This window comes from Petrocella sp. FN5 (assembly GCF_029210395.1).
Taxonomy (GTDB): domain Bacteria; phylum Bacillota; class Clostridia; order Lachnospirales; family Vallitaleaceae; genus Petrocella.
In genome coordinates this window covers 1-1,175 of record NZ_JARGDP010000192.1, presented here as the reverse complement: position 1 = coordinate 1,175, position 1,175 = coordinate 1, and the positions used below count along the sequence as shown (strand labels likewise).

Annotated in this window: 1 protein-coding gene; it reads left to right on the top strand. The window is 32.8% G+C overall.

What is annotated here, in order from left to right:
• Nucleotides 1–65: 65 nt before the first annotated feature.
• A partial coding sequence (locus P0N36_RS15425; protein ID WP_275843780.1) for an ATP-binding protein occupies nucleotides 66–1,175 on the top strand: 1,110 nt, incomplete at its 3' end.

Here is a 1,175-nt window from a genome sequence, read left to right as displayed (position 1 = left end):
AATTATCACAGTAAAGTCTTGTATAAAAGACTTTACTGTGATACTATTATTTTGAGGTGATACAATTGCAGATAAGAAGAACTTTCTATTTAGATAAGATCCAATCAGTTCTTGGGAAGCAAGTTATTAAAGTGCTACTTGGTATGCGTCGTGTTGGCAAATCTACTTTACTCATGCAGATTCAGGAAGAACTCATTAAACAAGGTGTAGCTAAGGAGCAGATCATTAGTATCAATTTTGAATGGATGCAATTTGAGCCGATTAAAGATTATACAATGCTAAATAAATACATTCGTGAGAAAATGGTATCCGATAAAAAATACTATGTATTTCTTGACGAAGTACAAGAAGTAAGTGGGTTTGAAAAAGTCGTCAATTCATTGAATGCAGAAGGTGTTGCAGAGGTATTCATTACGGGCTCAAATTCAAGACTTCTTTCAGGAGAGCTTGCGACCTATTTGACGGGTAGATTTTATTCTATTGAGGTATTACCATTGTCCTTTTCTGAACTCATTTCAGTAAAAAGAGATGGAAAGAAAGACGAAGTATTTCTTAGTTATTTACGAGCAGGTGGTATGCCCGGTACATTACAGTTTGAAGATCATAATACAACAAAGAATTATTTGATGGATATGTATCAGTCAATATTGTTAAGAGATATTGTTAAACGGCATAATATTAGAGATGTAGAACTTCTTCAAAGGTTTATGATGTATATGATGCATAATATAAGTCAGATTTTTTCGGCAGTTTCAATAACAAAATATCTAAAAAATGAAGGCCGCCGTTTATCTAAAGAGACCATTTACAATTACATTGATGCTGCAAAAAGTGCATTTTTAGTACATGGTATTCCAAGGTATAATATAAAAGGGAAAGAAATCCTTAAAACGAATGAGAAGTATTTTATGAATGATCTAGGATTTCGATCAATATACTTCAACAATGAACAGGATATCGGGCAAGCACTTGAAAATATTGTATATCTTGAATTAAGGAGAAGAGGCTATACGATTTATATAGGTAAGCTTGAAGATCAAGAGGTGGATTTTATAGCTGAAAAAGGTTCTAATAAGATGTATATACAGGTTACTTATCTTCTAGCAGAGGCATCCACGATTGAAAGAGAGTTTTCTGTACTTGAAGCCATAGCAGATAACCATAAAAAATTAGTC